This window comes from Streptomyces javensis (assembly GCF_039525925.1).
GTDB lineage: Bacteria > Actinomycetota > Actinomycetes > Streptomycetales > Streptomycetaceae > Streptomyces > Streptomyces asiaticus.
In genome coordinates this window covers 47794-73404 of the sequence record NZ_BAAAIF010000028.1, presented here as the reverse complement: position 1 = coordinate 73404, position 25611 = coordinate 47794, and the positions used below count along the sequence as shown (strand labels likewise).

Annotated in this window: 26 protein-coding genes, 2 pseudogenes and 1 riboswitch; of the genes and pseudogenes, 18 read left to right on the top strand and 10 right to left on the bottom strand. The window is 71.2% G+C overall.

Going from position 1 to position 25611, the window contains the following annotated elements:
* The first annotated feature begins 66 nt into the window (after window positions 1-66).
* On the top strand, window positions 67-741 hold the full coding sequence (locus tag ABD329_RS24410) for a UbiX family flavin prenyltransferase (RefSeq protein WP_344316904.1): 675 nt from the start codon (window positions 67-69) through the stop codon (window positions 739-741).
* A gap of 188 nt (window positions 742-929) precedes the next feature.
* On the opposite strand, the gene ABD329_RS24405 is transcribed toward ABD329_RS24410, so the two are convergent.
* Window positions 930-1106, bottom strand: coding sequence for a hypothetical protein (locus ABD329_RS24405; RefSeq protein WP_198277855.1), 177 nt, complete (start codon window positions 1104-1106; stop codon window positions 930-932).
* A 112-nt stretch (window positions 1107-1218) separates the two neighbouring features.
* On the opposite strand from ABD329_RS24405, the gene ABD329_RS24400 reads away from it, so the two are divergent.
* The 6 genes from ABD329_RS24400 (at window position 1219) to ABD329_RS24375 (ending at window position 6494) form a co-directional block, all read left to right on the top strand.
* The gene (locus tag ABD329_RS24400) at window positions 1219-1680 is read left to right on the top strand and encodes an Lrp/AsnC family transcriptional regulator (RefSeq protein ID WP_014054040.1); all 462 of its coding nucleotides are present in this window, start codon (window positions 1219-1221) and stop codon (window positions 1678-1680) included.
* Window positions 1681-1726: 46 nt separating this feature from the next.
* On the top strand, window positions 1727-2905 hold the full coding sequence (mqnE, locus tag ABD329_RS24395; protein ID WP_164433317.1) for an aminofutalosine synthase MqnE: 1179 nt from the start codon (window positions 1727-1729) through the stop codon (window positions 2903-2905).
* Between the two features lie 115 nt (window positions 2906-3020).
* Window positions 3021-3680 carry a UdgX family uracil-DNA binding protein gene (locus ABD329_RS24390; protein WP_198277856.1) on the top strand — a complete coding sequence of 220 codons (660 nt, stop codon included), beginning with the start codon at window positions 3021-3023 and terminating at the stop codon, window positions 3678-3680.
* 153 nt (window positions 3681-3833) lie between these two features.
* A complete protein-coding gene (locus ABD329_RS24385) occupies window positions 3834-4358 on the top strand; it encodes a GNAT family N-acetyltransferase (RefSeq protein ID WP_198277857.1) in 525 nt (174 codons plus the stop codon).
* Window positions 4359-4500: 142 nt separating this feature from the next.
* A complete protein-coding gene (locus ABD329_RS24380; protein WP_198277858.1) occupies window positions 4501-4788 on the top strand; it encodes a DUF4229 domain-containing protein in 288 nt (95 codons plus the stop codon).
* A 377-nt stretch (window positions 4789-5165) separates the two neighbouring features.
* On the top strand, window positions 5166-6494 hold the full coding sequence (locus ABD329_RS24375; RefSeq protein WP_198277859.1) for a dicarboxylate/amino acid:cation symporter: 1329 nt from the start codon (window positions 5166-5168) through the stop codon (window positions 6492-6494).
* 22 nt (window positions 6495-6516) lie between these two features.
* Here the strand turns inward: ABD329_RS24375 and ABD329_RS24370 are convergent.
* Window positions 6517-7393: pseudogene (locus ABD329_RS24370) on the bottom strand (DDE-type integrase/transposase/recombinase).
* 181 nt (window positions 7394-7574) lie between these two features.
* Window positions 7575-8210, bottom strand: a complete 636-nt coding sequence (locus ABD329_RS24365) for a TetR/AcrR family transcriptional regulator (protein ID WP_198277860.1) — start codon at window positions 8208-8210, stop codon at window positions 7575-7577.
* A 70-nt stretch (window positions 8211-8280) separates the two neighbouring features.
* Between ABD329_RS24365 and ABD329_RS24360 the strand changes: the two genes are divergently transcribed.
* Together ABD329_RS24360 and ABD329_RS24355 are read left to right on the top strand one after the other, a co-directional pair.
* The gene (locus tag ABD329_RS24360; protein ID WP_198277861.1) at window positions 8281-9153 is read left to right on the top strand and encodes a ketopantoate reductase family protein; all 873 of its coding nucleotides are present in this window, start codon (window positions 8281-8283) and stop codon (window positions 9151-9153) included.
* Between the two features lie 351 nt (window positions 9154-9504).
* Window positions 9505-9648, top strand: a pseudogene (locus ABD329_RS24355) (dicarboxylate/amino acid:cation symporter); the annotation flags it as partial.
* 62 nt (window positions 9649-9710) lie between these two features.
* Here ABD329_RS24355 and ABD329_RS24350 read toward each other — a convergent pair.
* Both ABD329_RS24350 and ABD329_RS24345 read right to left on the bottom strand, forming a co-directional pair.
* Window positions 9711-10031, bottom strand: a complete 321-nt coding sequence (locus ABD329_RS24350) for a DMT family transporter (RefSeq protein ID WP_198277862.1) — start codon at window positions 10029-10031, stop codon at window positions 9711-9713.
* A 31-nt stretch (window positions 10032-10062) separates the two neighbouring features.
* Window positions 10063-10128: riboswitch (guanidine-III (ykkC-III) riboswitch) on the bottom strand.
* Between the two features lie 7 nt (window positions 10129-10135).
* On the bottom strand, window positions 10136-11182 hold the full coding sequence (locus ABD329_RS24345; RefSeq protein ID WP_344316895.1) for an alpha/beta hydrolase: 1047 nt from the start codon (window positions 11180-11182) through the stop codon (window positions 10136-10138).
* Window positions 11183-11314: 132 nt separating this feature from the next.
* Between ABD329_RS24345 and ABD329_RS24340 the strand changes: the two genes are divergently transcribed.
* Window positions 11315-12019: a TetR/AcrR family transcriptional regulator gene (locus tag ABD329_RS24340; RefSeq protein WP_198277864.1), complete on the top strand. Its 705-nt coding sequence runs from the start codon at window positions 11315-11317 to the stop codon at window positions 12017-12019.
* A 4-nt stretch (window positions 12020-12023) separates the two neighbouring features.
* Here ABD329_RS24340 and ABD329_RS24335 read toward each other — a convergent pair whose 3' ends face one another.
* Window positions 12024-13193 (bottom strand): lipase family protein, encoded by a 1170-nt coding sequence (locus tag ABD329_RS24335; protein ID WP_198277865.1) that lies wholly within the window; start codon window positions 13191-13193, stop codon window positions 12024-12026.
* Between the two features lie 99 nt (window positions 13194-13292).
* Entirely contained in the window at window positions 13293-14384 is a 1092-nt protein-coding gene (locus tag ABD329_RS24330; RefSeq protein WP_198277866.1) for an AraC family transcriptional regulator, read from the bottom strand.
* A 245-nt stretch (window positions 14385-14629) separates the two neighbouring features.
* On the opposite strand from ABD329_RS24330, the gene ABD329_RS24325 reads away from it, so the two are divergent.
* Window positions 14630-15076, top strand: a complete 447-nt coding sequence (locus ABD329_RS24325; protein ID WP_198277867.1) for a cupin domain-containing protein — start codon at window positions 14630-14632, stop codon at window positions 15074-15076.
* A gap of 197 nt (window positions 15077-15273) precedes the next feature.
* Here the strand turns inward: ABD329_RS24325 and ABD329_RS24320 are convergent, their stop codons facing one another.
* Window positions 15274-15477 carry a cold-shock protein gene (locus ABD329_RS24320; protein ID WP_030834854.1) on the bottom strand — a complete coding sequence of 68 codons (204 nt, stop codon included), beginning with the start codon at window positions 15475-15477 and terminating at the stop codon, window positions 15274-15276.
* A gap of 395 nt (window positions 15478-15872) precedes the next feature.
* On the opposite strand from ABD329_RS24320, the gene ABD329_RS24315 reads away from it, so the two are divergent.
* The 6 genes from ABD329_RS24315 (at window position 15873) to ABD329_RS24290 (ending at window position 22526) form a co-directional block, all read left to right on the top strand.
* On the top strand, window positions 15873-16691 hold the full coding sequence (locus ABD329_RS24315) for a menaquinone biosynthetic enzyme MqnA/MqnD family protein (protein WP_198277868.1): 819 nt from the start codon (window positions 15873-15875) through the stop codon (window positions 16689-16691).
* Window positions 16692-16771: 80 nt separating this feature from the next.
* Window positions 16772-18613, top strand: coding sequence for a serine/threonine-protein kinase (locus ABD329_RS24310; RefSeq protein ID WP_344316893.1), 1842 nt, complete (start codon window positions 16772-16774; stop codon window positions 18611-18613).
* A 128-nt stretch (window positions 18614-18741) separates the two neighbouring features.
* Complete coding sequence (gene mqnC / locus ABD329_RS24305) at window positions 18742-19941, top strand: cyclic dehypoxanthinyl futalosine synthase (protein ID WP_198279843.1); 1200 nt, start codon at window positions 18742-18744, stop codon at window positions 19939-19941.
* On the top strand, window positions 19941-20390 hold the full coding sequence (locus ABD329_RS24300) for an imidazolonepropionase-like domain-containing protein (protein ID WP_344316892.1): 450 nt from the start codon (window positions 19941-19943) through the stop codon (window positions 20388-20390). The genes mqnC and ABD329_RS24300 overlap by 1 nt, the downstream gene beginning before the upstream one ends.
* Before the next feature lie 54 nt (window positions 20391-20444).
* On the top strand, window positions 20445-21137 hold the full coding sequence (locus ABD329_RS24295; protein ID WP_198279841.1) for a demethylmenaquinone methyltransferase: 693 nt from the start codon (window positions 20445-20447) through the stop codon (window positions 21135-21137).
* Between the two features lie 78 nt (window positions 21138-21215).
* Complete coding sequence (locus tag ABD329_RS24290; protein WP_198279840.1) at window positions 21216-22526, top strand: geranylgeranyl reductase family protein; 1311 nt, start codon at window positions 21216-21218, stop codon at window positions 22524-22526.
* Between the two features lie 181 nt (window positions 22527-22707).
* Here the strand turns inward: ABD329_RS24290 and ABD329_RS24285 are convergent, their stop codons facing one another.
* The gene (locus ABD329_RS24285) at window positions 22708-23490 is read right to left on the bottom strand and encodes a VOC family protein (RefSeq protein ID WP_198279839.1); all 783 of its coding nucleotides are present in this window, start codon (window positions 23488-23490) and stop codon (window positions 22708-22710) included.
* A gap of 269 nt (window positions 23491-23759) precedes the next feature.
* Between ABD329_RS24285 and ABD329_RS24280 the strand changes: the two genes are divergently transcribed.
* On the top strand, window positions 23760-24179 hold the full coding sequence (locus tag ABD329_RS24280) for a CBS domain-containing protein (RefSeq protein ID WP_198279838.1): 420 nt from the start codon (window positions 23760-23762) through the stop codon (window positions 24177-24179).
* Between the two features lie 104 nt (window positions 24180-24283).
* Here ABD329_RS24280 and ABD329_RS24275 read toward each other — a convergent pair whose 3' ends face one another.
* Window positions 24284-25099: a C40 family peptidase gene (locus tag ABD329_RS24275; RefSeq protein WP_138914458.1), complete on the bottom strand. Its 816-nt coding sequence runs from the start codon at window positions 25097-25099 to the stop codon at window positions 24284-24286.
* Between the last annotated feature and the right edge of the window lie 512 nt (window positions 25100-25611).

Sequence of the window (25611 nt, the reverse complement as noted above, 5' to 3'; positions counted from 1 at the left end):
CTCGGTGACGTGGAGACGCCGCACGAGCCTTACGGGCCGCACGAGCCGTACGGGCCGCACGAAGAAGTGGGCGGGCGCCGTCCCTGGGTGGTCGGTGTGTCCGGCGCGTCCGGGACGCCGTACGCCGCCTCGGTGCTGCGCGCGCTGCTGGCGGCGGGCGAGGCGGTCGACCTGGTGGTCAGCCGGGCGTCACGGCTGACGCTGCTGGACGAGACGGGGATCGGCTTCCGGGACGCCCACTGGCGTGACGATCTGCGCCGCTGGCTGGCGCGCGGCGCGGACGGCAGCCCCGACGCCTTCGAGGTGCCCGCCGAGGTGGCGGACGTGGCCCACTGGTCGCCCGGGGACCTGGCGGCCGGGCCGTCCTCCGGCTCGTATCCGGCCAAGGGGATGCTGATCGTCCCGGCGAGCACCGCGTGTGTCGCCGGGGTGGCGCTCGGGCTGTCGAAGGACCTGCTCCAGCGGGCCGCGAGCGTCACGCTCAAGGAACGGCGCAAGCTCGTGGTGGCGGTGCGTGAGACACCGCTGAGCGGACAGACGCTGAAGGCTCTGGTGACGCTGGACGAGGCGGGCGCGGTGGTGCTGCCCGCCTCGCCGGCGTTCTACGCGGGGGCGACGCACATCCAGGATCTGGTGGACTTCGTCGCGGGGCGGGTGCTGGACGCGGCGGGGGTGCCGCACAAGCTGTACCGCCGGTGGGAGGGGGAACTCGGTGGGGACCGGGACCGGGGAACGGCCTAGGGTCTGGCGTCAAAGGGGGCGCCCGGCCGCGAGCAGGGGGCACCTCCCAGCGGTAGCTGGGGGAGTCTGGTGCGGTCGATCGCAAGGCGGAGCATCGCCCTCGTACTGGGCGTACTCGGGTGATGCGACAACGCGGCGAGCGGCCGTGCCAGGCGTCGGGAGCAGGGCGCTCCCCTTGACGACTGGCCCTAGCGGGTCCAGCGCCGCCTGGTGCGCGCGGTGCGGGCCGCGACGACGGCCGCGCGGCGGGCCGCGCGGGAGACGGGCCGGTCGGTGGTACGGGCTGCACGCGAGCGGCTGGCCAGGTCCCGCAGCTCGAGCATGCGGGCCTCAAGGCCCTCGATCGTGTACACGGTGAGTCTCATCTCCTGAGGGATGGTCGATCGCCTAAAAGATTTACAGGGCTTGTGGCCCTGATGCCTTAGATTCTACATGTAATCCCGCTCAAACCTTGAATAATGGAAGGCGTACGTGGATATGGACGCGGTGGACAGGCAGCTCATCCAGGCCCTGCGGGAGAACGGCCGGGCCTCCTACGCCGAGCTCGGCAGGCTCGTCGGCCTCTCCGGGCCCAGCGTCACGGACCGGATCAACCGCCTGGAGGCCGCCGGGGTGATCACCGGCTATCGCGCGACCGTGGACGCCGCCTCCCTGGGGCTGGGCGTCACCGCGCTGATCGGCATCCAGCTCTCGGACGCCACCGACCACGAGGAGGTGGCCCACCGGATGCGCGAGCTCGCCGAGATCGAGGACTGCTGGTTCATCGCGGGCGACGACTCCTACATGCTCAAGGTGCGCGCCTCCGACGTGGACGGCCTGGAGCGGACCATCCGCCGGCTCTCCGGCACCAAGGGCGTCTCCCGCACCCGGACCACGATCGTGCTGTCCACGAAGTGGGAGAACCGGGTCGGCGAGCTTCCGGAGGACATCGAGGCGTAGTGTCGGCCAAGGCTGACATCAGCAGACGTATTGGGAGGCGACCGGGGTGACGGGGACCACACACGACGTGGGTTTCAAGAGGGAGTTGGAGCAGAAGGTCCGCGCGGGTGAGCGGCTCTCGCGGGAGGACGGCATCGCCCTCTACGAGTCCGACGACCTGGCCTGGCTGGGCGGTCTCGCCCATGAGGTGCGCACCCGTAAGAACGGCGACGTCGTGCACTTCAACGTCAACCGCCACCTCAACATGACGAACGTGTGCACCGCGTCCTGCGCGTACTGCTCCTTCCAGCGCAAGCCCGGCGAGAAGGACGCCTACACGATGCGCATCGAGGAGGCCGTCCGGCTCGCCAAGGCGATGGAGAACGAGAACCTCACCGAGCTCCACATCGTCAACGGCCTGCACCCGACCCTCCCCTGGCGCTACTACCCGCGGTCGCTCAAGGCGCTCAAGGAGGCCCTTCCGCAGGTCTCCCTCAAGGCGTTCACCGCCACCGAGATCCACCACTTCGAGAAGATCTCCGGCATGCCCGCCTCGGAGATCCTCGACGAGCTGATCGACGCCGGGCTGGAGTCGCTCACCGGCGGCGGCGCCGAGATCTTCGACTGGGAGATCCGGCAGCACATCGTCGACCACGAGACCCACTGGGAGGACTGGTCGCGCATCCACCGGCTCGCGCACGAGAAGGGGCTCAAGACGCCCTGCACGATGCTCTACGGGCATATCGAGGAGCCCCGCCACCGGGTGGACCACGTGCTGCGCCTGCGTGAGCTCCAGGACGAGACCGGCGGCTTCCAGGTCTTCATCCCGCTGCGCTACCAGCACGACTTCGTGGACATGAAGGACGGCAAGATCCGCAACCGCCTCCAGGCCCGCACCACCATGGCCACCGGCGCGGAGGCGCTGAAGACCTTCGCGGTCTCGCGGCTGCTCTTCGACAACGTGCCGCACGTCAAGGTCTTCTGGGTGATGCACGGCGTGCAGACCGCGCAGCTCGCGCTCAACCACGGCGCGGACGACATGGACGGGTCGGTCGTGGAGTACAAGATCACCCACGACGCCGACGACTACGGGACGCCCAACAAGCTCACCCGTGACGACCTGCTCGACCTGATCCGGGACGCCGGGTTCCGGCCGGTCGAGCGGAACACCCGCTACGAGGTCATCCGCGAGTTCGAGGGCCCGGACCCGGCCCGCCGCGAGACCCCGCAGCCGATGCGGGTGTGATCCGTACGGCGGGTATGACGCGCCTCGCGGGCGTACCGCCGGTGCCGGTGTGACCCGTATCGCCCTCGCCCGGCGGCCGCTGTCTGACGGCCGCCGAGCGGGGCACTCGGGGGTTATGGCCGGTACGAAGAGCCCCGAGGACGCGTACACCGCCGCCCCCTTCGTCCCGGAGGGCGCCGACCTGGGCGCGCTCCGGGAAGCGGCGGCCGGATGCCACGGCTGTCCGCTGCACCGCGACACCACGCAGACCGTCTTCGGCGCCGGGGACCCGGACGCCCGGGTCGTGCTCGTCGGCGAGCAGCCGGGCGACCAGGAGGACCGGCAGGGCAAACCCTTCGTGGGCCCGGCGGGCAAGGTCCTCGACCGGGCCCTGGACGAGGCCGGGATCGACCCGGACGAGACATACATCACCAACGCGGTCAAGCACTTCAAGTTCACCCATGTCCCCGAGCGCGGCAAGCGGCGCATCCACAAGCCGCCGAGCCTGCGCGAGCTCTCCGCGTGCGGGCCCTGGCTGGAGGCCGAGCTGGAGCTGATCGAGCCGGAGGTGGTCGTGGCGCTCGGCGCCACGGCGGGGAAGGCGCTGCTGGGCTCGTCGTTCCGGGTGACCAAGCAGCGCGGCACGCGGCTGGAGGGCGCCCCGTCGGGGCCGGCGCGCGGCGCCCTGATCGTCCCCACGATCCACCCCTCCGCGGTGCTGCGGGCCGATGACCGGGAGGCGGTGTACGAGGGGCTGGTGGCCGATCTGCGGGTCGCGGCGGAAGTGCTGGGCTGAGCGGCCGGACCGCGGTCGCGCACGAGTCGGCCGGACCGTGGTCGCGTACGAGTCGGCCGGACCGCGGCCACGTACGAGGCGGCCGGACCGCGGCCGCGTACGGACTCGGGGCGCGCGGGGGCGCTGACAGACCCCCTGGGTATCGTCGATCGCATGCCCCTGCGCTGTGAACTCGACCCCGAGACCACCCCCGAGCTGCTCGACTCCGTCTGCGCCCTCTGGGCCGACGTCTCGAACGCGGGGGGCGCCGTCGGCTTCGTACCGCCCGTGGTCAAGGACGACATACGCCCCGAGCTGATCAAGCACCTCGCCGCGATGACGGAGGGCCGGACCCGTCTGCTCCTCGGCCGCGACGAGGGCGGCGCGGTGGCCGCCACCGCCTTCTTCACCTTCAACACCCACCGGCTGATGCGCCACTGGTGCTGGCTCTACACCGTGATGGTGCACCCCTCCCACCAGGGCAGGGGATACGGCCGCGCCCTTATGGCCGCCGCCGAGGACGCCGCGCGCGATATGGACGGCATCCGGGGGATACGGCTCACCTGCCGAGGTGGCACCGGGGCGGACCTCTTCTACGAGCGGTGCGGCTACAAGGAGGTCGGGCGGGTGCCCGGCGCGATCAAGGTCGCGGACGACGACTTCCGGGACGACATCACCATGTGGCTGCCGCTGAATTGATCAGAAACCGGCCGTGGTTCACTGGGAGGACAGGTTCTTCCGGTGGAAGCCCCCGGAAGTCCCTCGGAAGGCCCCGCAGCAGAGCTCCCCACAGAGCTCCCGCAGAACTCCCGCAGAACTCCCAGGAGAGAGAGGACGAGTCGTGTCCTTCACGCCGAGCGCCGCGTTCCGCTACACCCTCATGCGCCTGGGAATCTTCGTCGGCTCGTTCCTGGTCATCTGGGGCCTGGTCTACTTCCGGGTGCTGCCCTCCGGCCTCGGCAGCTCCAATCTCTTCTGGGTGATGCTGCTCGCGCTGGTCGTCTCCGCGCCGCTCAGCTGGATCGTGCTGCGCAAGCAGCGGGACGCCCTGGCCGTCGAGGTCGCCGAGAAGGTGGACCGCGCCAAGGAGCGGCTGGCGGCGAACCAGAGCCAGGAGGACGGCGTCTGACCGGCGCTGGCCTGTAACCCTCCTCACACCACCCCGCACACTCCACCGACGCCCCTTGGGCCAGCTTCCGCTGGCGCAGGGGGCGTTGACGTCTTTTGACCCCTCAGATGCCCTCCCATCACCCCAGGCGCGCATCGAAGTCAAAGATTTCCTTTGGGTTCCCCAAAGCGGCGGTGTTAACGTACTTGTCATGAAGACAGCAGCCGCGCCCCACATCTCAGCGAGCGTTCCGCTCGTGGCGCGCCTGCACATCGATCTTTGCCGCTGCCTGTCCGCGGCCTGTCGTCGCCGCTGATCCACCTCGCGCACAGCGGCCGGAGATCCCGTACGGACTCCTGGCTTTCTCCCGCCCTCTTACCTCCACCGGAGTGTGTCCGTTGTCGTCCGCCCTCAAGGCGTCCCCCCAGGGGTCGTCGTCCTTCCGCCTGCCCAAGGTGCCCTTCTGGGCGCAGATCCTGCTGGGCCTCGTCCTCGGTGTGGTGCTCGGCTGGATCGCCCGCAGCGGTGATGTCGGCTGGCTGGTCACCACGCTCGACAAGATCGGCACCATCTTCGTCCAGCTGCTGAAGCTGGCCGTCGCCCCGTTGGTGTTCTTCGCGATCCTGATCTCGATCACCAATCTGCGGAACGTCAACAACGCCGCCCGGCTGGCGACCCGCACCCTGCTGTGGTTCATGGCCACCTCGCTCATCGCCGTCGCCATCGGCCTGGCGATCGGCCTGGTGACCAACCCGGGCGCCGGGACCGACCTGACCCCCAAGGACGGCGCCAAGCCCGACCACGCGGGCTCCTGGCTGGACTTCCTCACCGGCATCGTGCCGACCGACGTCATCACCCCGTTCACCGAGCTGAACGTGTTGCAGATCGTCTTCATCGCCGCCGTCGCGGGCGTCGCCGCCCTCCAGCTCGGCGAGAAGGCCCAGCCGATCCTCACCCTGAGCCAGTCGGTGCTCGAACTGCTCCAGAAGGCCCTGTGGTGGGTCATCCGCCTCGCCCCGCTGGGCACCCTGGGCCTCATCGGCACCGCCATCGCCGACTACGGCTGGAACCTGATCGGCAAGTACGCGACCTTCACCGCCGACATCTACATCGGCTGCGCGCTGGTGATGTTCGGCGTCTACCCGCTGCTGCTCGCGACGGTCGCCAAGGTCAACCCCCTGAACTTCTTCAAGGGCGCCTGGCCCGCCATCCAGCTCGCCTTCGTCTCCCGCTCCTCGGTCGGCACCATGCCGCTGACCCAGAAGGTCACCGAGCGGCTCGGCGTCCCCAAGGAGTACGCCTCCTTCGCGGTGCCCTTCGGCTCGACGACGAAGATGGACGGCTGCGCCTCGATCTACCCCGCGATCGCCGCGATCTTCATCGCCCAGATCTTCGACGTGAACCTCGGCGTCGGCGACTACCTCCTGATCGCCTTCGTCTCGGTGATCGGCTCCGCCGCCACCGCCGGCCTTACGGGCGCCACGGTCATGCTGACCCTGACCCTCTCCACCCTGGGGCTGCCCCTGGAGGGCGTCGGCCTGCTGATGGCCATCGACCCGGTCCTGGACATGATGCGGACCGCCACCAACGTCGCTGGACAATCGGTATGCACGTTGCTGGTGGCCGCGCGTGAGGGAATCCTCGATCGTGACGCGTACGACAACGTGAAGAGCGTTGACGTGAAGGACTCGGAGACCGAGCCGCAGCCGGTCGCGGCTGCTGCCTAGATGTGGTGTCTCGGGACGTTGGTTACACGAGGTTCTCAAAGGTGAGCTGCTGCGGGATGTCGACGAGCGGTTCGGGCGGCTGGCCGAAGACGAGGCGGGAGTCGCTTCCATCGGTCCGGCTGACGGGCGGTCGGCCGCCGAGCGTGGTGCGCGGTCGCTCGTGGTTGTAGTAGTTCACGAACTCGGCGAGCGCGACGGGGCGTTCGTGCTCGGACGTGTAGTCGCGCACATACGCCGTAGGGCCGGGTCCGCTTGTGCCTCGTGCCGGTCGTGGCGAGCGCGTTGGCCCAGGTCGTGGACCGGTAGCACGAGCCGTTGTCAGTGAGACACCGGTGGATCGGGGTGATGCCGTGGGCGGCGAAGAAGGCGACGGCGCGGTGCCAGAAGGCGACCGCGGTCACCGCCTTCTCGTCATCCTTGGCCTCGGTGTAGGCGCGCCTGGAGTGATCGTCGAGCCGAGTGCGGGTACGTGTACCCGACCTTCCCGGCGCCGGGGCCGGTTCGGTTGGAGGCCCGCGCAGCGTCGCTCCCCTGGCCGTGCATCCGCCACCCACCGCCCGTGGGGATGCGACCGAGCTTCTTGACGTCGACGTGGACCAGGTCGCCGACGCGTTCGTACTCGTAGCGGATGGCTTCGCGCAGTTGCTCGCCGGTGGGCGGATCGAGATCAGGTCGGAGAACGGTTCGCAGGTGCGGGCCGGGCTGGTGAGCGGTCGGCAGGAGCGGTCGAGGAGCCCGTTCTCGCCGTGTGCGCTCCAGCGGGAGTACCACTTGGCCAGGCAGCGTCGGGAGATCCCGGCTTCGGCCGCGACGTGCGAGATCGGGCGCCCGGCGTCCACGCGCTCACAGAGTCGGCGACGCCCTTTCGGCGTCAGCGGGGCGTTGGGATGCCTCGCCATATTGGCCCTTCAGGACAGCAGCCCTGAGTGCTCATCAGTTTCAGCGTGCACGCGGTCACCGAAGGGTGTGTGCCCTGGCGGGATGGCGGCGAAGGCCGGCGCGCGACCTCCACCAGGAGTTCAACGGCGACCTCTGAGTCCCGCAGACGGCACCAGTCTCCAGAGACGGCGCAGCGCTCCACTACGGGAGGGCCGGGGTGGGGGGCGCGCTCATCGCTGCCGTCAGGAACGTGACCGCCCACCTCCGGGCCTCCTCTCCCTCTGCCGGGGGCGCGCAGCTCGGGGAGGGCTGCTGGTAGACCTCGGCGCGGTCGACGGCCGTCACGGCGACGAGCCCCCGCATCCGGAAGCGCAGTTCCTGTGGGGACAGGCCGGGCAGCGTGCGCGCGAAGGCCGCGAGGTAGCGCTCGCGGACCTCGTCTTGGGCCGGTCCGGCCCAGCTGCGGACCTCCTCGGCCGGGTCGCTGAGGATCATCACGAGCAGCCGGGATGTCCGGGCGCTACCCTCGCCGCCGGTTGGCGTTCCGTCGACCAGCGGCCCGATGAACGCCTCTACGAGCTCCCTGACCTGTGGGTCGGCGGTGCGGGCGAGCAGAGTGTCGAGCCCGGCGCTCTGTGCAGCGTTGATGGGCTCGATCACGCGACGGGCAACTGCGGCCAGGAGATCGGCCTTGGTGCCGAAGTGGTAGCCGACAGCGGCCAGGTTCGCGCCGGCGAGCTTGGTGACCGCACGGATTGAGGTGCCCCGGAATCCGTGCTCGGCGAAGAGCTGCTCGGCCGCGTCGAGGATCTGGGTGCGGGTGTCTGGTGTTGCCACAGCGTGGACTATACATATGCTTGAATGAAACGAACGTATGAATTAAGCGTACGTATGAAAGAGATGTGTCATGAAACTGCTCGTGTACGGCGCCGGGGTTCTCGGCAGCCTGTTCGCCGCCCGCATGCACGAGGCTGGCCATCACGTCTCACTCCTAGCCCGGGGTGAGCGACTGGCCTCCCTGTGCGAGCACGGAGTGCAGCTCGCCGAGGCGGGCAGCCAGGCCATCCGGCGGGTGCCGATACCGGTGGTCGAGCACCCGGACGGCGCGTACGACCTGATCACCGTCCTGGTCCGCGCCCACCAGGTCGACGCGGTGCTGGAGTCACTCGCCCCCGTCGAAGGCGACGTGCTGTTCCTCCACAACTGGGCCGCCGGCCCGGAGTCGCTGGGTGCGGTGATCGGCGACAACCGGGTGCTGCTCGGCTTCCCCACGGCAGCCGGCACGATGGACGGCGACGTGGTCCGCTACCGCAAGACCACCGCCATGACCCGCCGGGTCGCGATGCCGATCGGCGAGAGCGACGGCCGTACCACCCAGCGCCTGCAACGGATCGTGAGGACGTTCCGTGCCGCCGGGATCAACGCCAAGGCCGAACCGCGCATCGATACGTGGCTCAAGACCCACGCCGCGTTCGAAGTCCCGCTCGGGCAGGCGGTCCACGCGGCGGGCGGACCGGCGGCACTGGCCGCCGACCCGGACGCGGTCCGCGCCATGCTCTACCGGATGCGGTGCAACCTCGCCGCTATGGGGACGCGGCCGGTGCCCCGCGCGTTCGGCGCGCTGCGGACCCTGCCGCAAGGATTCCTCGTTGCCGGGATCCGCGCCTTTTTGAAGAGCCCCGCAGCGGTGCAGAGCAGCCTCAACAACCTCTCACCCGCGACGGCGGCCGAAATGGAGCGGTTGGCCGAGCAGATCCGCACCCGCGCTGGCACCCCCTGAGTCCCGCAGACGGCACCAATCTCAAGAGACAGCGCAACTAGCGGCAGTGGATCGGTCCGGGCGTAGCGTCGCCGGGCCTTCCAGGCATACGACCGCAGGTGCCGTCATGACGGGAGCATGATCAGACCTGGCCTTGGGAACCACCGGAGTGGATCGCTGAAATCCTCGCCCGGTGGGTACCGCCGCCGGAGCACGCGCTCCGCTATCGGCCGTGGTGGACGGTGACACTCGCCACGATGGCCCGGCGGCGTTCGAGGTTCTGCATGTCCTCGTCCTTCCATACGGCCAGGGCGTCGGTTTCGGTGCGGGTCTCCCTGACGACCGAAGCCGCTTCGCGAGTCCGAAGCGTCGGTTACGAACGTGGCCGGGCAGTGGCTGATACCCGTGCTCGTCTCGGCCCGCGAGAAGATCCTCGACCACGAGGCGTACGCCCACGCCAGCGCCTCCCCGCTGGACGACCACGACGAGCCGGAGCCCCAGCTGGCCGCCGCGTAACACCCGCCCCGAGCAACGGGCGGTGCCCCCGGACCTCTCCCGGTCCGGGGGCACCGTGCCGTTCACTCGCCCGCCGTGGCCTCCAGGCCGACGATGGCCGCCACCAGCAGGAGCAGGAAGAAGATCCGGGCCGGGGTGACCGGTTCGTGGAAGAGGAGCATGCCCAGCAGGGCCGTGCCGACCGCGCCGATGCCGACCCAGACGCCGTAGGCCGTGCCGATGGGCAGGCTCTTCACGGCCACGCTGAGCAGCCCCATGCTGACGATCAGACCGGCGACGGTGAACACACTGGGCCACAGCCGGGTGAAGCCGTCGCTCAGCTTCATGCCGATCGACCAGCAGATCTCGAACAGCCCGGCCGTGAGCAGCAGGACCCATGCCATGACGGCACCTCCGTGAAGCCTCGATTACGGGGGTGCGTCGTCTTTGCGGGTCCCGGTACGGCGCGTCTCGTCGGGTTCCTCCCGACCGTAGCAAACCTCGCCTGTCAGCCGAGCCGGGCGGTGAGCAGGGGGAGGGCGTGGGTGAGTTCACGCTCCCAGTAGGGCCAGGTGTGGGTGCCGGGGCCGTAGAGGTGGCCGGTGACGGCCAGGCCGTGGGCGCGGGCGCGGCGCACATAGCGCTGGGCCATCTCGCCGAGGCCGCGCTCCAGGGCGTCCTCGGGGCGGCCCGGCGGGTCGAGGGGGCCGGGGGTGCCGTTGCCGCAGGCGACGTAGAGCGGGTAGCCGCGGGGGAGCCGGGGGATCAGGGCGTACGGGTTGTGGGCGTCCCAGAGCGCGGACTGGGCGGTGGGGTCTCCCCAGAGGGCCGTCGGGTCGGCGCCTTGGCCCGTGATGATGTTCTGGATTCCGGCGGGGTCCAGGGCGGTGTGGATGACGCCGCTGAAGGAGGCCGCCGCGCGGAAGAGGCGGGGGTGGCGGGCGGCGTAGGAGAGGGCGCCGAAGCCGCCCATGGACAGACCGGCGATCGCCCGGCGGCCGTTGGCCCGCAGGGCGCGCTCCAGCAGGGGGCGCACCTCGGCCAGGTGGAAGGTCTCCCAGGCGGGCGGGCCGTAGTGGCCGCCGTTCCACCAGTTGGAGTAGAAGCCGGCGGGGCCGCCCTCGGGGGAGACGATCAGCGCCGGGGTGGCGGCGGTGATGGCCTCGACATCGGTGTTGCGGGTCCATGCCTCCCAGCCGGGGCCCGGGTCGCAGCAGCCGTGGAGCAGGTAGAGGACGGGCCAGCGGTGGTGGGGTCTGCGGTCGTAGCCGGTGGGGAGGAGCACGCGGGCGTGGCCCTCGCGGCCCAGCGCGGGCGAGTCGATCGTCAGGTCAAGGACGCGCTCGTCGACGCGCTCCGCGGCGACGAGGCGTGCGTGGGTGGGCGCCGTGCGTCCGGCGGGGGCTTCCGGGGAACGGGCCTTCGAGGAGCCGGGCTGAGGGGCGCCGGGCGCCGGGACGCCTGGTTCCGGGGAACGGGCTTCCGCGCGGGCGGGGAGGAGCGGTGCGGCGGCCAGCGCGGTCAGCGCGGCGAGCGTGCGACGGCGGTTCGGCATCGTTCGTTCTCCTTCGCGGCACTGCGTTACGGAGCTGAACGGGGCACGGTGCGTGGTCAGTTGAAACTTTGATGTCGTCGGGCGGCCGTGGCAAGAGCGCTGACAGCGGTCCCACGTAGGCTTGTCCGCGATATGTGTGCGGGGGCACGATCGAAGGGGGCGGCCTGCGTGGGCGGGGCGACGGGGAGCAAGCGCGTGCCACGGGCCGTGCGGGAGCAGCAGATGCTGGACGCGGGGGTGCGGGCCTTCGCGCGCAGCGGCTATCAGAACGCCTCGATGGACGACATCGCCGAGCTGGCCGGGGTCTCCAAACCGCTGGTCTATCTCTATCTCAACTCCAAGGACGACCTGTTCACGGCGTGCATACGGCGGGAGGCCGCGGCGCTGGTGACCGCGGTCCGGGCCGCCGTGGAGCGGGACGCGCCCGCCGACCGGCAGTTGTGGAGCGGGCTGAGCGGCTTCTTCGCGCACACGGCCGAACATCCCGACGGCTGGACGCTGTTGCATGTGCAGGCCCGTACGCAGGGGCGGTCCTTCGCCCGCGAAGTGGTCGCGATGCGGGCGGAGATCGTGGAGTTCGTGACGCAGCTGATAGGCGCGGCGGCGCGGGAGCAGGCGCGCGGGGCGGTGCGCGCCCGGACCCTCGCGGGCACCGAGGTGTCCGGGCTCGCGCACGCGCTGGTGGGCGCGGCCGAGTCGCTCGCGGACTGGACGGCGGACGGGCGAGCGGGTGGGCCGTCGGCCAAGGAGGCCGCGGCCACCCTGATGAACTTCGCCTGGGCCGGGCTGGGGAATCTGCTCCAGGGGCAGGGGTGGTCGCCCGAGCGGACCGGCTGACGGGTTACGCGGCGCAGTTGCCCCGCGTCGGCTCGTCCGCCAGCCGTCCGGCCATCCACTCCAGGGCCGTCGGTATCCCGGTCACCGCCGTGGTGACGTGGTCCAGCGGATAGTCCCTCCACTCCACCGGTACGCCCCGGGCGCACCAGCGGTCGCGCAGCGCCGCGCCGACCCGGTACGGGATCAGCTCGTCCACCGTGCCCTGGTAGAGGTAGACGGGGTGATCGGGGGAGCGGGTGCCCAAGAAGGAGCCGCGCAGCGCGAGTTGCCAGGCCGGACTGGCCAATGGGTCCCTTACGGTCACCTCGGACCTGTGCCGGAAGAGCCCGCCGATGGTGCTGAGCGGCACGCAGTTCCGCTTCATGAAGTCCACATAGCCGCGGCCCCGGTCGTTGAGGTACGAGTCGAGCCGCAGCGCGGGGAAGGCCGCGTCCTGTCCGGTGAGCGCCATAAGGGCGAGCCCGGCCCCCGGTCCGCCGTCGTTGTACTCCAGCGTCGTGGGCAGGTCGGCGGGCACGCCTCCGGCGACCGTGCCCTTCAGCCGCAGCTCGGGGGCGTACGAGGAGTGCAGTTCGGCGGCCCAGCCGGCCGCCTGGCCGCCCTGGGAGTAGCCCATGATGCCCACGGGCGCGTCCGGTGAGATCCCGGCCTCCGGAAGCCGCTGGGCGGCGCGCGCCGCGTCCAGGACGGCATGGCCCTCGGACCGGCCAACCGTATAGGTGTGGTCGTCCGGGGTGCCCAGGCCCTCGTAGTCGGTGACGGCCACGGCCCAGCCGCGGCGCAGCGCGAGGTCGATCAGCTGGGCCTCGCTCGAGGTGCCCCGCGGGAACCGGCCGGACACCGCGCAGTCGTCGGCGAGGCCCACGGCGCCGATGCCCCAGGTGAGGAGCGGCCGGGGACCCTGTTTGCCGTCGTCGGGGACGAGGACCGTGCCGGAGACGACGTCGGGGCGGCCGGTGGCGGTGGTGGAGCGGTAGGTGATGTGCCATGCCTTGGCGGCGGTCGGCACCCCGGGCTGGGTGTGGAAGGCGGTGGGGGCGGAGGTGACGATGTCGCCGGGTCTGCCGGTGCCGGCGGCCGGGGTGCCCGATGCGGCGGCGGCCGGGGCGGCGGACAGCGCCGAGGTCAGGGCGAGGGCGGCGAGGCTGGCGAGCACGGTGGTGCGGATGCGCATACGGCTCTCCCAACGGTGCGGGCGGTGCGCCTTGGTGATGCTGAGTCGCTCTGCGAGGACCGTAGGGATGAGCGGGGCGTCTGTGGCTGACCGCGGCGCTCAGATGTGCTGACTCCACGTCTCATGTCGGTATGCGCCCGGTGTTGTCCCGGTCCAGCGCCGGAACGCCCGGTGGAACGCGGTGTCCTCGGAGAAGCCCAGCCGTAAGGCCAGGTCGGCGATGGGCTCGGCCCCCTCGGCCAGGCTGCTGACCGCCTCGTCGCGCCGCACGGTGTCCTTGAGCTCCTGGAAGGACGTGCCCTCCTTGCGCAGCCGCCGCCGCAGCGTCGCCGGGCTGACCGCCAGCCGGGCGGCGACCTCGGGCAGCTCCGGGAGGTGCGCGGTGTGCCGGGCGCGTGGGCCGTCGGCCGGGCCGCCGCGCGTCCGCAGCGCGCAGGTGAGCACGTGCCGCACCTGCTCGGCGACGGTCGTCCCGTAGTCGCGGCGGCTGAGCAGCCCGGCGGGCGCGTGCCGCAGCAGCGTCTGGAGCGTGGCCTCGTCCTGGACGACGGGGGCGGTCAGCCAGCGGCGGTCGAAACCGGCCGCGGTGCGCGGTGCCCCGAACCGGGGCGGACAGCCGAAGAGCGGTTCGTAGTCCTCGGCGTACGGGGGCGGCGGGTACGCGAACTGGGCCCACAGCAGCGGGATCCGGCGCCCGATCAGCCAGCCCGCGACCCGGTGCCAGACGAGCATGAGCCATTCGGCGACGATATGGCTCTCGGCCGCCGCAAGGGCGTCCCCATGCGGGCCCAGCCCGCCGCGCAGGGCGAACACCGCCTCCCGGCCCCGGCCCGCGCCGCGCTCCAGGGCCAGATCGGGGCCGCCGGGGAAGAGCCGGTAGAAGCGGGCGCCGCGCTCCACCGCGGTGCCGAGGTCGGGGCAGCCCAGTGCGGCGTAGCACATCATCGCGAAGGTGCCGGGCCGGCTGCGGACGGTCCCCAGCCCCAGGAACTCGTCCCCCGTGGCCCGGTGCAGGGCGCGCACCAGCCGGGCGAACTGCTCCGGGGAGACGCGGGCGCGGTCGTCGGTGAGCAGCAGCGGGGGTATCCGGGCCCGCTGGAGCAGGGGGACGGTGTCGAGGCCGAGCCGCTGCGCACCGCGCAGCGCGGCCCGCACATGGTGCACCGTCACCGTCCGCCGCCCGTGCCCCATGGTCAAAACCGTAGCCCGAGCGGGGGCGCCGCGTCAGCGGTGCGTCGCGGGGCCCCTACACGGCGTGAGCACCGTAGGGATGGCGTGAGCACCGTAGGGATGGCGTGAGCACCGTAAGGGTGACATGAGCGCTATAAGGACGACATGAGCGCCATAGGGGCGGCGGTGAGCGGCCCTGAGGAGGTGCCGGGTCCTACGGGCTATCCTCGACGGGCCCGAACGGACGTGTGAGAGCGGGGAGCGACATGGCCACGACCCGACGGCCCGCGACGGCCGAATGGCTCGGACTCGAGCCCCATCCGGAGGGCGGCTGGTACCGGGAGACCTGGCGCAGCGATGTCACGGTGCGGCCGTCGGGGTACGAGGGCGAGCGCGCGACCGCCACGGCGATCTACTTCCTGCTGACTCCCGGTGAGGAGTCCCGCTGGCATGTGGTGCGCTCGGCCGAGCTGTGGCTGTGGCACAGCGGCGGCCCGCTGCGGCTGCGGCTGGCCGGTATGGGCGACGCCCCGGAGGCGGTCCCCACCGAGGTGCTCCTGGGCCCCGATGTCGCCTCCGGCCAGCGCCCCCAGGTCGTCATCCCGCCGGGCGTCTGGCAGGCGGCCCGTCCGGAGGCGGACGAGGAGGTCCTGGTGAGCTGTGTGGTCTCCCCGGGCTTCGACTTCGCCGACTTCCGGCTGCTGGAGGACTGAACACATCCGGGCACGGGGCCAGGAGTCACAGGCCCCCAAGCCACGGGCCCCCAAGCCACGGGCCCCAAGCCACGGGCCCCCAAGCCAGGGGCCCCAAGGCACGAGGCCGGGGGAGCCCGAGGCAGGAGGCCCAAAAGGCAGGAGCCCCGCCTCCCCGCTGGGCGGGGAGCAGGGCTCCTTGGGTGGTGCTGCTGTGATCAGACGGCGCTGACGTTCTCCGCCTGCGGGCCCTTCGGGCCCTGGGTGACGTCGAAGGTCACGGCCTGGTTCTCCTCGAGAGAACGGAAGCCGGTCGCGTTGATCGCGGAGTAGTGAACGAAGACATCGGGGCCGCCGCCGTCCTGGGCGATGAAGCCGAAGCCCTTCTCGGCGTTGAACCACTTGACGGTTCCGGTAGCCATAAGCCCTCCTTGGGCCAAAGGGTTGCCCTGCTCCAGAACCTGCAAGAAGTCTGAAAACTACAAAAGCCTGCGGTTACATGCTCCGCAGGCTCTGTACTGCAAGGAAACCAAACTGCAACTTGCGGCGAGCCTAGCACGCTCCGTGTGCGCGAGGAAAGAGCCGAAGATCACGAAAACGAGGGGTTTCCCGGGCCTCTGAGGTGGATAAGATCGCAGGTCGAGCGGGTACGTGCCAGTCAGCACAAGGCTACCGGACCACCCCGCCGCCATTACCCGGGGCGAGCGGGGCTAGCCTCCGAGACGTGGACAATTCACCGAGTTCCCCCTCGCGGAGTACACAGGACGCCTCGGAAAGCCTCAGACCGCCCGGCGGCCATCGGCTGAGTCGGCCAAAAGTGGGGCACATCCAGTACCTCAATTGCATGCCGTTGTACTGGGGCCTCGCCAGGACCGGATCCCTCCTGGATTTCGACCTCACCAAGGCGTCTCCCGACGCCCTGAACGACCTGCTGGTCCGTGGCGATCTCGACATCGGCCCGATCAGCCTGGTGGAGTATCTGCGCAATGCCGACGATCTCGTCGCGCTCCCGGACATCGCGGTGGGCTGTGACGGGCCGGTCATGTCCTGCGTGATCGTCTCGCAGCTGCCGCTGGAGCAGCTGAACGGGGCGCGCGTCGCACTCGGTTCCGCCTCGCGCACCTCCGTACGCCTGGCCCAACTGCTGCTCGCCGAGCGGTACGGACTCGCCCCCGACTACTACACCTGCCCGCCCGACCTCAGCCTGATGATGCAGGAGGCCGAGGCGGCGGTGCTGATCGGCGATGCCGCGCTGCGGGCCAACCTCCATGACGCGCCCCGGCTGGGCCTGCGGGTCCACGACCTGGGCCAGATGTGGAAGGAGTGGACCGGACTCCCCTTCGTCTTCGCGGTGTGGGCCGCCCGCCGCGAGTATCTGGAGCGGGAGCCGGAGATCGTCCGGCAGGTCCACGAGGCGTTCCTGTCCTCGCGGAACCTCTCCCTGGAGGAGGTCGGCAAGGTCGCCGAGCAGGCGGCGCGCTGGGAGCAGCTCGAGGCGTCGGTGCTGGAGCGCTACTTCACCACCCTCGACTTCAGCCTCGGCCAGGCGCAGTTGGAGGGCATCGCCGAGTTCGCCCGCCGTACGGGGCCGACGACCGGATACCCCGCGGACGTCCGGGTCGAGCTGCTGAGCTGACCTTCCCGGCCGCACGACCTGCGGTGGATGGCCGGAACACCCCCTAAGCTGGACCGGCGCACGGAGGGGGAGGCAACGCGATGGATCCGCTGGGAGCGGACGATCCGCAGGTCATCGGCGCCTATCGGCTGCTCGGTCGGCTCGGTTCGGGCGGTATGGGCCGGGTCTTCGTGGGCCGCAGCGCGGGCGGGCGCACGGTCGCGGTGAAGGTCGTGCACGCCCATTTCGCGCTGGACGAGGAGTTCCGCGCCCGTTTCCGGCGCGAGGTCGACGCCGCGCGCCGGGTGGGCGGTGCCTTCACCGCACCGGTCCTGGACGCCAACCCGGAAGCAGGCATTCCGTGGGTCGCCACCGGCTATGTGGCGGGCCCTCCGCTCAACCAGGCCGTGTCCGACGAGGGGCCGCTGCCCGCGTCGTCGGTGCGGGCGCTGGGCGCGGGGCTCGCCGAGGCACTGGCCGCGGTGCACGCCCTCGGCCTGGTCCACCGCGACGTCAAGCCGTCCAATGTGCTGCTCGCGCTCGACGGTCCGCGGCTGATCGACTTCGGCATCGCCCGGGCCACCGAGGGCACGGTGTCGCTGACCTCGACCGGCGCCTCCATCGGCTCGCCCGGTTATATGGCGCCCGAGCAGATCCTGGGCGGGAACGTCGAGGGCGCGGCCGATGTCTTCTCGCTCGGCGCGGTGCTGGCGTACGCGGCGACCGGTGAGCCGCCGTTCCCGGGCGACACCTCGGCCGCGCTGCTGTACAAGGTGGTGCACGACGAGCCCCGGTTCGGCCGCGAGCTGACCGGGGAGCTGCGTGATCTGGTCGCCGCGTGCCTCGCCAAGGACCCGGCCGACCGCCCGACCCCCGAGCAGATCGTGCGGCGCCTCGCTCCGGAGGACGGCGCCTCGGGGCTGGCGCGGCCGGGCTGGCTGCCGGGGGCGCTGGTCGAGCGGGTGAGCCGGCAGGTGGTGGAGCTGCTCGACCTGGAGGCGGAGGCCGTCGCCGCGCCGTCCGCGCCCGCGCCGTCCGCGCCCGCGCCGTCCGCGCCCGCGCCGTCCGCGCCCGAGCCGTCCGCGCCCCGGCCGTCCGACGCCCGCCCGTCCGACGCCCGCCCGTCCGACGCCGCCCCGTCCGCCACGGAGTCGTCCGCCGTCGAGCCGTCCGACGCCGCACCGTCCGCCGAGGACCGTCCGACCCCGCCGCCCACCCCGGCCGTGGGCCCGGCCCCGGCCGCGCCCATGCTCGGCGCCTTCGGCCCGCCCGACCCGTCGTACGCCGACGGGCTGCCCGGGAGGGACCGGCCCGCCGCCCACCCGCTCCCCGCCCCGCCGTCGTCGGAGCCGGTCGGCCGCCGCAGCGTCTCGCTCTCCGCCGCCGTCGGCGGTAAGAAGCGCCCCAAGGCGCTGAGCTGCACGCTGGTGCTTTCCGTCGCGGGCGCGCTGGCCGCCGCGACGACCGCCGCCGTGCTCTTCCAGGTGCTCCCCGGCGGCTCCGACGACAGTTCCGACCAGAACGCCGGGGGAGCCCGTCCGTCCGCCACGGAACAGCAGCCGGGAGCCGGGGACACCGGCTCAGAAAAGGGCGATGTGCCCAAGAAGTTCATCGGCACCTGGCAGGGCGATCTGACCTCCGACTCGGGCATCCCGGTGGGCACCCTGACCATCACCTTCCGGCAGGGGCACACCGGGCAGGACGTCGCCAGTGGCCGGGTCAAGCTGTCGGTGCTGCGCTGCGACAGCACCTGGAAGCTGGTCTCGGCGGCTCCGAAACAGCTCCACCTCGACGCGCGCCTCAAGGGGTCCGAGCCCCAGCAGGGGTGCAGCGACGCCTCGACGGACGAGCACTTCACGCTCACCTCCGACGGGACGATCAGCTACCAGGCGAAGGACGAACAGGCGGGCGATCCCACGGGCACCCTCCGCAAGCTCAAATGAGCGCGGAGCGACGGGCGCGGCGGGTTCAGGAGGGGCCACAGGTGTGCCTGGCACGTACTCGTACGGGCGTACAGGCCCTGGCGTAGTCTGGCTCGGTCCACCCATAAACCTCCGAAAGGTACGCCCCGGTGACCGCAAACGCAGAGGTGCAGGCTGTCCTCGACCGCGCCGCCGACGGGGGTCGGATCACCCCGCAAGAGGCGCTCGACCTTTACCGCTCGGCTCCGCTGCACGCGCTGGGGGCCGCGGCCGACGCGGTCCGGCGCCGTCGCTACGCGGGCACCGAACACATCGCGACGTACATCATCGAACGGAACATCAACTACACCAACGTCTGCGTGACGGCGTGCAAGTTCTGCGCCTTCTACGCCCCTCCGAAGGACACCGCGAAGGGCTGGACCCGCGACCTCGACGACATCCTGCGCCGCTGCGCTGAGACCGTCGAGCTGGGCGGCACGCAGATCATGTTCCAGGGCGGCCACCACCCGGACTACGGGGTGGAGTACTACGAGAAGCACTTCGCGGCGATCAAGCAGGCGTTCCCGCAGCTGGTGATCCACTCGCTGGGAGCCTCCGAGGTCGAGCACATGGCGCGGATCTCGGGCGTCTCGGCCGAGGAGGCCATCCGCCGCATCCACGCGGCCGGTCTCGACTCCTTCGCGGGCGCGGGCGCCGAGCTGCTGCCCGAGCGGCCGCGCAAGGCCATCGCGCCGCTGAAGGAGTCCGGTGAGCGCTGGCTGGAGATCATGGAGATCGCCCACAACCTCGGTGTGGAGTCCACCTCCACCATGCTGATGGGCACCGGCGAGACCAACGCCGAGCGGATCGAGCACATCCGCATGATCCGGGACGTACAGGACCGGACGGGCGGCTTCCGCGCCTTCATCCCGTACACCTACCAGCCCGAGAACAACCATCTGAAGGGCCAGACGCAGGCCACCGTCTTCGAGTACCTGCGGATGATCGCCATCGCGCGGCTCTTCCTCGACAACGTGGCCCATATCCAGGGTTCCTGGCTGACCGTCGGCAAGGAGGCCGGCCAGCTGGCCCTGCACTACGGGGCGGACGACCTCGGCTCGGTGATGCTGGAGGAGAACGTGGTCTCCTCGGCGGGCGCCCGCCACCGGTCCAACCGGATGGAGCTGCTCCACCTCATCCGCGCCGCCGGGCGGGTCCCCGCGCAGCGCGCCACGACGTACGAGCACCTGGTGGTGCACGACGACCCGGCGAACGACCCGGTCGACGACCACGTCGTCTCGCACCTGTCCTCGACGGCGATCGAGGGTGGCACGGCCCACCCCGAGCTGACGGTGATCCAGGCGTCCTGATGCTCACGCTCCACGCGGCGCCCGTCGTCCGGATCACCCCCGGCGACGCGGCGCCGCTGCACGACGCGGCCGTCGCGGTCGACGGCGACCGCATCGCGGCCATCGGCCCCCTGGCGGAGCTGCGCGAGAGCTATCCGCGGGCCCGGGTGCGGGAGTGGCCCGGGGAGCTCGGCCCGGCCCTGGTCCACGAGGGCCCGGTGCCGGACGCGCCCAGCCCGCGCGAGCGGATCCACGCCCTGCTGCGGCGCGGCGCGACCGCCGTCCTCGCCCTGCACCTCGCCGACGCCGAGCTGCGCCCGGCCGCCCACCGGGGCGGCATCGCCGTCCTGGACCGGCCGCGCCCGCCCGCCCTCGCCCCGGCGGGCCGCGCCGACCTGGCCGTCTTCGACGCGGACGGCGCCTGCCTGGCCACGGTGGTGGCCGGGCGGCTGGTGCACCGGCGCCGCTGAGGCACGCCGGGCCCCGGGCGGGGGCGCGGGGCCCGCGAGGTGAACAATGGGGGCGTGAGCCGAGCATCCCTGGACAAGCAGCCGCACGAAGTCGCCGCCATGTTCGACGACGTGGCGGCCAAATACGACCTCACCAACGATGTGCTGTCGCTCGGGCAGGCCCGGCTGTGGCGCAAGGCCGTGGCCCGGGCCGTGGACGCGCGCGCCGGTGAGCGGGTGCTGGACCTCGCCGCCGGTACGGGGACGTCCTCGCTGCCGTTCCGGGAGGCGGGCGCGTACGTGGTGCCGTGCGACTTCTCGCTCGGGATGCTCCGCGAGGGCAAGAAGCGCCATCCGGGGCTGCCGCTGACGGCGGGCGACGCGACCCGGCTGCCCTTCGCGGACGGGGTCTTCGACGCCGTCACCATCTCCTTCGGGCTGCGGAACGTCCAGGACACGCGGGGGGCGCTGGCCGAGATGCTGCGGGTGACCCGGCCCGGCGGACGGGTCGTCATCTGCGAGTTCAGCCATCCCACATGGCAGCCGTTCCGCACGGTCTACACCGAGTACCTGATGCGCGCGCTGCCGCCGATCGCGACGTCGGTCAGCAGCAACCCGGACGCGTATGTCTACCTCGCCGAGTCCATCCGCGCCTGGCCGGACCAGCCCGGTCTGGCCGCGCGGCTGCGGTCGGCGGGCTGGGAGCGCCCGGCCTGGCGCAATCTCACCGGCGGTGTGGTGGCCCTCCACCGGGCGTACAAGCCGTAAGACCGCCCCCATAGACTGCAAGCTGTCCAGTGCCCGGCGTGACCGGCACGCCGTTACCGAGGCTTGGGGAGACCCCGCGTGAGCGAGACCGCACCCACCGAGAGCGCGTCCTCCGGGATCTCGGAGCGCAGCGCCGATGTGATCGTCGTCGGCGCCGGACCGGCCGGCTCCACCACCGCGTACTACCTCGCCAAGGCGGGGCTGGATGTGCTGCTGCTGGAGAAGACGGCCTTTCCGCGCGAGAAGGTGTGCGGTGACGGCCTGACCCCGCGCGCCACCAAGCAGCTCGTCTCCATGGGCATCGACATCTCCGAGGAGGCGGGCTGGCTGCGCAACCGGGGCCTGCGGATCCTCGGCGGCGGGGTGCGGCTCCAGCTCGACTGGCCGGAGCTGGCCGCGTACCCCAACTACGGCCTGGTCCGTAAGCGCGACGACTTCGACGAGCAGCTGGCGCGGCAGGCCAGTAAGGCCGGGGCCCGGCTGTACGAGCGCTGCACCGTGGGCGCCCCGATCATCGACGGGCGCACCGGCCGGATCACCGGGGTCGAGGCCAAGCTGGGCGAGGAGAAGACGCCCGTCACCTTCCACGCGCCCCTGGTGGTCGCCGCCGACGGCAACTCCACCCGGCTCTCGCTCGCCATGGGACTGCACCGGCGCGAGGACCGTCCGATGGGCGTGGCCGTGCGGACGTACTTCACCTCGCCCCGCCATGACGACGACTACCTGGAGTCCTGGCTGGAGTTGTGGGACCGGCGCGGCGCGGAGGACCGGCTGCTGCCCGGCTACGGCTGGATCTTCGGCATGGGCGACGGCACGAGCAATGTGGGCCTGGGCGTCCTCAACACCTCGTCCTCCTTCAAGGAGCTCGACTGGCGCGAGGTCCTCAAGGCGTGGTGCGCCTCGATGCCGGAGGACTGGGGCTACACCCCGGAGAACATGACGGGTCCGATCCGCGGCGCCGCGCTCCCGATGGCCTTCAACCGTCAGCCGCACTACACCCGCGGGCTGCTGCTCGTCGGGGACGCGGGCGGCATGGTCAACCCGTTCAACGGTGAGGGCATCGCCTATGCGATGGAATCCGGACAGATCGCCGCGGATGTGATCGTCCAGGCCCATGCCCGCGCCACCGCCTCCCAGCGCGAACTGGCCCTCCAGCGGTACCCGAAGGTGCTCAAGGACACCTACGGCGGCTATTACACGCTGGGCCGGGCGTTCGTGAAGCTGATCGGCAACCCGAAGGTCATGAAGCTGGCGACACAGCGCGGGCTGACCCATCCGATGCTGATGCGGTTCACGCTCAAGCTGCTGGCGAATCTGACCGATCCGACGGGCGGTGACGCCATGGACCGCATCATCAACGGCCTCACCAAGGTCACCCCACGCGCCTGACACCAGCGCCCCGAAGGGGCGCGGGGCTGTATCGATATGCGGCTCCGCCGCGGGGCGCGCCCAGCCACAACGGCGCCCCGCAGGGGCGCGGGGAACTGCGCGCCTAGCCACAACGGCGCAGCAGCCGATCCACGACGTATCGCGGCACAGAGGTATCGCGACCGCCCAGCGAGCGCAGCGCTTACGCTCCGGGGCCGCCGCTCGCTATGACGCCGAACGGTGCCCGGCCCGCGTCCGCCAGCCAGGCCATCCGGCCGATCCCCTCGGCCGACATGGCCGGCATCAGCACCGAGCCGCCCAGGTCCTGCCCCCTGGCCACCACCGCGTCGCAGTCCGTCACCTCGAAGTACGGCAGCCACTGCGGCGGTGTCGAATGCCCCTCCTGGAGCTGGGCGACGCCGCCGAAGGAGCCCTCCCGGCCGGCGCCGGACGTCATCAGCACCGTGTACGACCCGCCGGGGAAGGACATCTCCTCGGTGTCCCAGCCGAAGATCTTGCGGTAGAAGGCGAGATCCTTGGCGGGATCGGGGGAGTGCAGCTCGGTCCAGCACAGGGTGCCCGGGTCGGTGACCGCGTCCAGCCCGGCCGTCCTGCCGGGCTGCCAGACGGCGAAGCGGGCCCCGCCGGGGTCGGTGAACTGGGCCATCCGCCCTTCCTCGAAGACGTCGAACGGAGCGAGCCGCACCGTGCCGCCCGCCTGCTCGACGGTCTTGGCGGTCGCCTCGGCGTCGGGGGTGTGGAAGTACGGCGTCCAGGCGGGGCGCGCGCCCTCCTCGGTGAGCGGCCCGACGGCCGCGACGGTCTTCCGGTCCAGGGTGAAGAAGCCGTACCCGCCCGCTTCGGGGCCTGCCGACTCGAAGCGCCAGCCCAGCAGGGAGCCGTAGAAGGCCACGGCCGCTTCGGTGTCGGGGGCGCCCAGATCGAGCCAGTTGGGGGCGCCGGGGACGTAATCGGTGGTGAGCATGGGGTGCTCCTTCGACGGTCGGGCGCGAAGGCGCAGGAGAGTTGCGCGGAAGTGTTCTGCCGGTGATTGCCTCGTTCTGTCCGGTACTGCCTCGTTACTCAGTCTGGCACCGGGCACCGACAGCCGCCGCCGGGCTCGACATGACGTCGCCGTGCGGCGGTGGTGACAATGAAGGCAGGGGGCGCCGTGTGCGCCAGCCGCGGCGACGCCGGACCGATGGGGCCCACGGGGCCGGATCCACCGCCGGTGGGCCTGGCAGGAGGTACACCATGACGAAGGCAGCGGACATCATGCACCCGGGCGCGCAGTGGATACCGGAGAACGAGACGGTGCTGCGTGCCGCCCAGCTGATGCGGGACCTGGAGGTGGGGGCCCTGCCGGTCAGCGACGCCAACGAGCGGCTGTGCGGCATCGTGACCGACCGCGACATCGTCATCGGATGCGTCGCGGAGAACGCCGACCCCTCGGGGACTCCCGTCGGCGCGCTCACCAAGGGCACCCCGCGCTGGATCCCCGCGGACGCCGATGTCAGGGACGTCCTGCGGGAGATGGAGGAGCACAAGATCCGCAGGCTCCCGGTGATCGACCAGAACAAGCAGCTGGTCGGAATGATCTCCGAGGCGGATCTGGCCCATCACCTCAGCGACGACCTGCTCGGCGAGTTCGTGGAGAAGGTCTACGCGCAGTAGGGAGGGAAGGACGTGAGGCCGCCGTCCACGACGGGAACGGCGGCCCCAGGGTCCAATAACCAACGGATGACCGGCGGGCGCCCTACAGGACGCGCACGGGCGTCTTACAGGACGCGCACGGCCCCGGTGGGCATGTCGTAGTCCAGCGGGCGCTCGACGATCCCGGTGCTCGAGTTCTGGGCGCCGATGAACTTGCCGCCGCCGACGTAGACGCCGACGTGGTACGCGCTGCCCGCGCTGCCCCAGTAGAGCAGGTCGCCCGGCTGGAGGGAGTCCAGCGAGACCGGGGTGCCGGCGGTGGACTGGTCCTGCGAGACCCGCGGCAGGCTCACGCCGACCTGCTTGAAGGCGGCCTGGGTCAGCCCGGAGCAGTCGTAGGAGGACGGACCGCTGGAGCCGAGCACGTACGCCTTGCCCAGCTGCGCCTTCAGGAAGCTGATCAGGGTCGCGGCATTGCCGGAAGCGTTGCTGACGCTGGTGGTGGAGAGCGTGGTGCGCTCGGCGGAGCGCGACGCCTTCGCCGCCTGGGCCTTGGCCTCGGCCGCGCGCTTGGCGGCCGCCTTACGGGCCGCCTCCCGGGCTTCCTTCGCCTTGCGGTCGGCCTCCGCCTTGGCCTTCTTGGCGGCGATCTTCGCGTGGGCGGCCGCCTGGTCCTTCTGGGCCTGGAGCTCGTAGTCGGACGCCGCCTGCTGGGTGGCGTCCGCGGTCTGGGCGGCCGTGCTCGCCAGCGTGGCGCTGACGGTCGGCATCTCCAGGGTGGACTCGGCCGGAGCGGCGTTGTTCTCCGTGGCGGAGGCGGGCACGGCGGCACCGGCCACCGCGAGGGTGAGGAAGCCACCGGTCACCCCTGCGCGGAGCGCACGCGTCGACGCGGCACGGCGGGGCTTCCGGTGGCTGGGTATGTGTGCGACTGGGGACATAGGTCACTGGCTACCAGGGCCCTAAGGCCCAGATCAACAAAAGTGGGGTGCGCCACATTTGACGTGCACACGCCCAAAAACCGGGCCAAATGATCTCCGCGGCCCACTCGGCCGCCTTGCCCGGATTTCGCGATCATGTGTCTACGCACGGCATTTGACGGCCATACCGGGACAGCGCGGGACCTACCACCGATGTGGTTCGCGCACAAAGGATTCCCATGAAATCTAGATCCACAACCCGTCTGGGCGTGGGATACCTCACTCGCTCCGAGCCGCTCGTGAACGCGTGCGCGGAGCGGTGATCGCGAACGCGCGTGAACCCGTGATCGATCGTCCCGGGACGAAGGTCACTCATGAGGATGGAAGGCGCGTATCAGCTGACGTTGTCCAGAGCAAATTTGCATGTATGTACCATGTCTTGGTAAGGGCGCAACGCGCTCACCTGTGATGACGTCTCCGAATGTCACTTCTCGTGGTCGTTCGGATGCTTCGTGTACAAGATCACCGCTCAT